The sequence below is a fragment of the Microbacterium sp. genome (genome assembly GCF_029263575.1).
Lineage (GTDB): Bacteria > Actinomycetota > Actinomycetes > Actinomycetales > Microbacteriaceae > Microbacterium.
Genome location: NZ_JAJUFV010000150.1, coordinates 1 through 6738, shown reverse-complemented (window position 1 = coordinate 6738; position 6738 = coordinate 1). Strand labels below are relative to the sequence as shown.

General features: G+C 66.4%; 5 protein-coding genes. 1 reads left to right on the top strand and 4 read right to left on the bottom strand.

The features are described 5' to 3' along the window. Positions 1 to 48: 48 nt before the first annotated feature. Positions 49 to 588 (bottom strand): hypothetical protein, encoded by a 540-nt coding sequence (locus Q1J95_RS13015; protein ID WP_300268221.1) that lies wholly within the window; start codon positions 586 to 588, stop codon positions 49 to 51. 74 nt (positions 589 to 662) lie between these two features. Between Q1J95_RS13015 and Q1J95_RS13010 the strand changes: the two genes are divergently transcribed. Further along, entirely contained in the window at positions 663 to 1256 is a 594-nt protein-coding gene (locus tag Q1J95_RS13010; RefSeq protein ID WP_300268219.1) for a helix-turn-helix domain-containing protein, read from the top strand. Positions 1257 to 1391: 135 nt separating this feature from the next. Here Q1J95_RS13010 and Q1J95_RS13005 read toward each other — a convergent pair whose 3' ends face one another. The 3 genes from Q1J95_RS13005 to Q1J95_RS12995 form a co-directional block, all read right to left on the bottom strand. Further along, positions 1392 to 5117 carry a LamG-like jellyroll fold domain-containing protein gene (locus Q1J95_RS13005; protein WP_300268218.1) on the bottom strand — a complete coding sequence of 1242 codons (3726 nt, stop codon included), beginning with the start codon at positions 5115 to 5117 and terminating at the stop codon, positions 1392 to 1394. Between the two features lie 68 nt (positions 5118 to 5185). Continuing rightward, on the bottom strand, positions 5186 to 6220 hold the full coding sequence (locus tag Q1J95_RS13000; protein WP_300268217.1) for an ABC transporter permease: 1035 nt from the start codon (positions 6218 to 6220) through the stop codon (positions 5186 to 5188). Further along, on the bottom strand, positions 6220 to 6738 hold a 519-nt coding region (locus Q1J95_RS12995; RefSeq protein ID WP_300268215.1), incomplete at its 5' end, for an ABC transporter permease. The genes Q1J95_RS13000 and Q1J95_RS12995, both read right to left, overlap by 1 nt.

Here is a 6738-nt window from a genome sequence, read left to right as displayed (position 1 = left end):
CACGACGGAGCGTTGCAGCATCCATGCCGTCACCATCGCGAGGAGGTGTCACAGGGCCATGACGGCGCCGATAAGCCATGCACCGACGGCCAAGAGCACTCCACCGAGCGGGCCACCGGCGAGGTCGAGCACCGCGTTTCGGCCCTGGTTGGCAGCCTGTGCACGGCCCATCGCGTCGTCGGGAACGATCTCTTTCAGGGCGCTCTCGCCGGCCATGTCGAAGAGGCCGGTGCGGGCGGCGAGCAGCACCTCCGCGATGAGCAGCGTGGCGAAGGTGAGGGCATCGCCCAGGGCGAGCAGCATGAAGCCCGCCGCGAGCACCGTGCCGATGGCCGAGCCCAGGGCCATCATGAGGATGCGCTGGTGGCGGTCGGCGAGCACTCCGCCGATCAGTGTCGTGAGGGTGCGCACGGTCATGCCGACGGCGCCGATGATGCCGGCCTGTGCGGGGTCGTCGGTCACGAAGAGGACGATCAGCGGGATGGCGAAGCCGAACAGCGCGCCGGCGAGGCCCTTGGCCGTGTCGCTGACGAGCCAGGCGATGTAGCGGCTGTTGCGGGTGAGCCGGTGCGCGGTCGTGGTGCTCATGGCTCCAGCGTAAATGCGCAAGGATTATTGCGCAACATATATTGCGCAACTTCTATCGTGGATAGAATCGGGGCATGGCCGATGAGGAACAGCGTCCCGCGGTGCATCCGGATGCCCGCAACGCCACGACTGCGATGATGAAGGCGTATGCGCATCCCTTGCGTCGCCGCATCGCCAAGGCCGTCGCCGCACGTGGCCACGCTCGAGCCGCCGACCTCGCTGGCGACCTGGACGTCGCCGCCAACAGCATCAGCTTTCACCTGCGCGTGCTCGCGGACGCCGGGCTGATCGAAGCGGCTCCCGAGCATGCCCGCGATAAGCGCGATCGGGTCTGGAAACCCACCGACGGCGCATGGAACATCGGCTCGCCCGAGAACCCGATCGAAGATGAGGTGCTCGGCGGGGTGCTGATGAACGCGCTCGTCGACGACCACATCGACATGACCCGGCGCGTGGTCACGTGGGCGCGGGAGTATGTGTCCGGACGGGATACGACAAGCCACGGCACCTTCTCACAGCGCAGCATGCGCTTGACCGAGGCCGAGTTCACCGAGGTCGAGCGGCGGATTCACGAGGTCATCGCGGAGGTCGAGGCTGCCCACGACCCTGACGATCCGGACACCCGCTTCTGGTCGCTCGACATCATCGCCGCCGACGACACGATCTGATTCGCGCGCGGCGCTTCCACCTGCCGTCGACCCCCCCGTCGCGCCGTCGAGCCCCCGTCGCATTTTCGTGATTGCGACGGGGGCTCGGTGCTAAGACGGGGGCTCGGCGAACCGAACCGAACCCCCGCGCGACGATCAGCGGATGCTGGCGCGTCGGCGTCGCTGGATGAGCAATCCTCCGGCGATCAGCAGCAGGAGCGCTGCGGCCGCAGCCGCCCAGGCGATCTCGCCACCGGTCGCGGCCAGGTCGTCGCCTCCGGCTTCGTCAGAGCCGGCTTCACCTGAACCGTCTTCACCCGAACCATCGCCCGACCCGTCGTCACCGTCACCGGGGTCACCCGGGTTCGTCGGGTCGACCTCAGCGGAGAAGCTGAACGACCACTGCGTCACAGCATCCTCTGCGAGGGCGTAGCCCTCCAGCGCCCGTGCCGAGATGGTCACGTCGCCGACAGCCGGGTAGGTTCCGGCGGCCAGGACGTCACCGTCGGCGGCGAGCGCGGCGAGCGCGGCGAACGCGGCGGTGTCGCCGCCGAACACGTACTCGACTCCCTCAGACTCCGGGATCGTGTAGGTGTCGTCCTCCGTGCCGGAGACGTCGTTGAACGTCACAGCTGCCGGCACGACGGCGGTCGGATCGACAACCGGCGGCACAGCCAGGGCCGCGGCCTCGTCGGCCGAGAGCACCCGGTCGAACACGTGCACGTCGTCGATGGCGCCGTTGAGGAAGTCGACGGCGTCTCCGTCCCACTGGCCCCGCCCGAGCGCGATCGTGCCCGACGACGGGGTGCCGCCATCGGTCGCCTCGGTCGCTGCGAGCTCGCCGTCCACGTAGAGCGAGATGGTTCCCGCTTCGACGTCGCGCACGCCCACCAGATGGTGCCAGCTGCCGAGCTCGGGTGTCGTCTCGAGCACGGCGCGCGGGCCGTTCGGGAAGCTGAACGCGAAGCCGGAGATCGGGTCACCGTACTGGAGGAAGAATGCACTGCGACCGGTCAGGCCGTCGGCGCTCGCGATCGTGGCGTACTGTCCGTCAGCCGGCAGCTCGTCCATGCGCACCCAGGCCGAGACCGAGTAGTTGCCGGTGGTGTCGAGCGAGACGGATGCCGTGGCATCCTGCCCCGTGCCATCCACCGCGATGGCAGAACCTGCCACGCCCTCTTCCCAGCTCGTTCCCTCGGAGAGGGTCAGCGGGTTGTCGTTTCCGCTCGCATCGGCGCTTTCGGTGCCGGTGCCTTCATCGAGCGGCCAGTAGGCGACGCCGTCCTCACCCGGGGTGGGCTCCGGCAGCGGGCGCGGCTCGGAGCCGACCTCGATCACCTTCTCGTTGATGGCCTTGACCTGGTCCAGGTCCATCTTCAGCACGCGGCGGTCGTAGGTCCAGAAACCGTTGACCTCACCCTCGACATCCGTGATCTGCGTGTAGATCGATCCCGAAAGGTATTCCTGCGCGGGTGCGACCAGCTTGGCGGTGTTCTCGACATACGCCGCCGTCAACTGCTCCTGCGTCTCGACCTCACCGTAGGGGTTCACCGATCCGCCCGGCCAGGTGTGCGCGGGGTCAGACAGCGAGAATCCGCCGTGCTCACCGTCGATCGATGCACGTGTGGCGTCGGGGTGTGGCAGCGCCGGACCGGTGTACTGGTGCCAGTCGATGATGTCGCCCTTGCCTGAGTCGCCCTTCGAGTTGCAGCAGTTCACACCGCTGTGCGCGTTGACGAGTCGACTCGGATCCTGCGCCTTGACATCGTCGGCGATCTCACCGGTGGCGATGCGATCCCATTCGCCCCAACCCTCGTTCATCGGCACCCAGCCGATGATCGACGTCGTCGAACGGAACTCGTCGATCATCTCGGTGAGCTCCGCCCGGAAGACGTCGCGGGCAGCCTCATCGCCGTTGTCGGCGGTAGGCATGTCCTGCCAGACCAGCATTCCGATCTGATCCGCGTGCAGGTACCAGCGCTGCGGCTCGACCTTGATGTGCTTGCGGATCGTGTTGAAGCCGAGATCCTTCGTCGCCTGGATGTCCCACGCGAGCGCCTCATCGGTCGGGGCGGTGTATACGCCGTCCGGCCAGTAGCCCTGGTCGAGCGTCGACAGCAGGTAGGTCTGCTGACCGTTCAGCGTGATGCGCTGCACCCCATCGACCTCTGCGACCGCGATCGAACGCATGCCGGAGTAGCTGCTGACGGTGTCGGTCTGGCCGTTGTCGGTCAGCGTCGCCGTGAGCGTGTACAGGTAGGGGTCTTCCGGCGACCACAGGTGCGCGTCGGCGATCGTGACCGAGAGATCGGCGTTTGCCGCCCCGGTCGCGCTGCCGACCTCGGCGCCTTCGGCGTCGTAGGCCGTCACGGTCACCTCAGCGTCGGCGGATGCTGATTCCGACACGGCGTTGACCGTGAGAGCGGATGCCTCGATATCAGGCGTCAGCTGCAGACGATCGATGTGCGCGGCCGAAACTGGCTCCATCCACACTGTCTGCCAGATTCCGGATGCCGGAGTGTAGAAGATACCCGACGGGTTCGGGGTCTGCTTGCCCTTGGGCTGGTTGGCTGTGTCATCGCTCACGCGCACGACGAGCTCGTTCGAGCCGTCCACGAGCGCATCGGTGACGTCAGCGCTGAAGGCGTCGAAGCCGCCTGCGTGCGCGGCGACCTCCGTGCCATTGACGAAGACGGTCGACTCGTAGTCGACGGCCCCGAAGTTCACCTGCAGACGCTGGTCTGAGCCGATGTTCCAGTCAGCGGGCACCTCGAACGTGCGCCGGTAGACCATGTGATCCTCGTGCCGCTCGACACCGGAGATCTCCGACTCGATCGGGAACGGTACGACGACCTCTTCGGCCAGGTCGGTGCCGAAGGGCGTCTCGCTGTCGGCAGTCGCGGCCTCGAACTGCCACACGCCGTTGAGGTTCTCCCACGCCGAGCGCTCGAGCTGCGGACGAGGATACTCCGGCAGGGGGTTGTCGACGTCGACGTCGTCGGCCCACGGAGTGGTCATCGAGTAGTCGGAGTCATTGAGCACCGGGATGTCGAATGCGCCGACGGGTTCGCCGTCGACCGTGAGCGGGCCCTCACCGTCATAGCTCAGACGAACACTCGTGTCAGCGTAGATCGATCCGATGGGCGTGATCGCCAGCCCCGAGGCATCCGTCGTCGTGTCGGTGATCTCGACCTCCGACTGATCGACCGTGAGCGTCAGGTTCTCGGCGGCGCCATCCGCTCCGCCGGCCTCGCCGTCGAGTTCCACCAGCACCGTGTCGCCAGCGACGTTGACGGTCGCGTTGGCGGGGAAGACCTCGAAATCGGACGGCGGGGTGAAAGCCGATAGCGGCACGATCGACTTCTCGATGCCAGGGCCCTGCCAACTGAGCTGGAGATAGGCGCCACCGGTGGCCTGGAAGTTCTCCATCGTGAAATCGTGAGCGCCGGCGGTCAGGGTGATCGGAGCAGAGGTCTGCTCGAGATCCCACTTGTTCTCCCAGAAGTCGATGACAAGTTCGCCATCGATCCACAGGCGCATACCGTTATCGCCGATCGCGGAGAAGGTGTATTCGCCATCGGTCGGCGCGGTGATCGAGCCCGTCCAGCGCACGCCCGCGTTCTCACGTTGTCCGGTGCGCTCTTCGAACACGGGCACGAGGTTTCCGTAGTTGATGGCGCCGTCGAGGACGGTGGCCTTCAGATCGCCGAAGGGGAAGTCCGCTCCGGATCCGAGTGTGAAATATTCAGCCTTGAGGCCGTGCGTCTGCACAGCCGCTTGGGCGGGTGCGGTGACGACGGCGGAGCCGACCAGCAGGCCGACGACGACGACCGCCTGAGTGCCGAGAAGTCTCCAACGACCACGGCGTTTTGGGTACGACATGTAGCGCCTTTCTTGAGAGGGCATGGGTGAGGAGGGAATTGCAGAGTGGGCCGCGACGAAGCTTGTGGCTAGTCGGCGGCCTTCTTACGGGCCCGGGCCTGCACCCGGGAGAGATAGAACTGCCCGACGGCGACGAAGATGAGAACGCCGCCGTTGACGACGGCCTGCCAGTTCGAGTTGGTCAGGCTCAGACGGTTGATGAGATTGGCCACCAGCTGCAGCAGGACGATTCCGGCGAGGGAGCCCATCACGGTGCCGGCGCCTCCGGTCAGCAGCGTTCCGCCGAGGACGACGGCGGCGATCACGGTGAGTTCCAGCCCGACGCCGAGCGTGGTCACACCCGACGAGGTGTACGACGCGATGAGCACGCCGCCGAGGCCGGCGAGCAGCCCGCTGACGGTGTAGACGATGATCTTCGAGCGTGTGACGGGAAGACCCATCAGGTCTGCGGCATCCGATTGGCCGCCGATAGCGAGCAGAGTCGAACCGTACGATGTGCGGCGCAGCACGACGACACCGATCAGATACAGCACGATGACGAGCCAGACGGAGTTGGCCAGACCGAGGAAGGACCCGCCGGCGAGCCCGAGGAAGGGACTGTCCGCCGGAACCTTGAACGTCGTCGCACCCTCGTCGGTGAGCACGAGCAGCAGGCCGCGTGCGAAGAGGAGCCCGGCGAGGGTGACGATGAAGGCCGGGATGGCGGTTCGAGCGATGATCAGCCCTTGAACGAGCCCGGTCAGGCCGCACACCACCAGAGGCAGAAAGATCGCGGTGAGGATGCCGTACTGCGACGCCCAGGCCGCCAGGACGCCGCCGAGCGCGAAGACCGAGCCCACGGACAGATCGATCCCGCCGGTGAAGATGACGAAGGTCATACCGAGCGCGAGCGGAGCGTAGAACGAGGCCTGCTGCGCGATCTGGGTCAGGTTGCTCGCGGTTCCGAATGACGGGAAGGATGCCGCCATCACCAGGGCCATGATCACCATCATGACGATGGCCCCGTTGCGCTGCGTGAAGCGAGCGATGGCCTCGGCGCGGGGACGCCGCTGTTCGATCAGGTTCTCGGCGTCGTTCAGCACGGTGACGCTGTTCGTGGTCATTACTGTCTCTTCCTTCCGAGCTGAACATAGACAGCGACGATGATGACGCCGGCCTGCACCATCTGCGCGACGGAGTCGGAGATGTTGTGCGCGACGAGCGTGGAGATGATCAGCTGCATGAGCAGGGCGCCGGCCAGTGTGCCGATGACGCGGATCTTCCCGCCGGAGAGCGGTGTTCCGCCGATCACGACCGCGGCGATCGCGCTGAGCTCGATGAGCAGTCCCAGGGTTCTGGGGTCGCTGGCCTGTGACTTGGCGGCCACGAGCACACCGGCGATTGCGGCGAAGACACCCGCGATGATGTAGACGTAGGTCAGGATCCGCTTGATTCGCAGGCCGGCAAGCTGCGAGGCGAGCGGGTTGCCGCCGACGGCTTCGAGCGCGCGACCGAAGGTCGTGCGTCGCACGACGAACAACACCACGAGAAGCAGCAATGCGGCGATGAGCACCGTGTACGGGATGCCCAGGAACGAGCCGCTGCCCAGCACGACCAGGCCGGGGTCGTTCAGATTCTTGAT

Coding starts and splice junctions, on each gene's coding strand:
- Q1J95_RS13015 (WP_300268221.1), bottom strand. CDS start 588: ATGAGCACCACGACCGCGCACCGGCTCACCCGCAACAGCCGCTACATC.
- Q1J95_RS13010 (WP_300268219.1), top strand. CDS start 663: ATGGCCGATGAGGAACAGCGTCCCGCGGTGCATCCGGATGCCCGCAAC.
- Q1J95_RS13005 (WP_300268218.1), bottom strand. CDS start 5,117: ATGTCGTACCCAAAACGCCGTGGTCGTTGGAGACTTCTCGGCACTCAG.
- Q1J95_RS13000 (WP_300268217.1), bottom strand. CDS start 6,220: ATGACCACGAACAGCGTCACCGTGCTGAACGACGCCGAGAACCTGATC.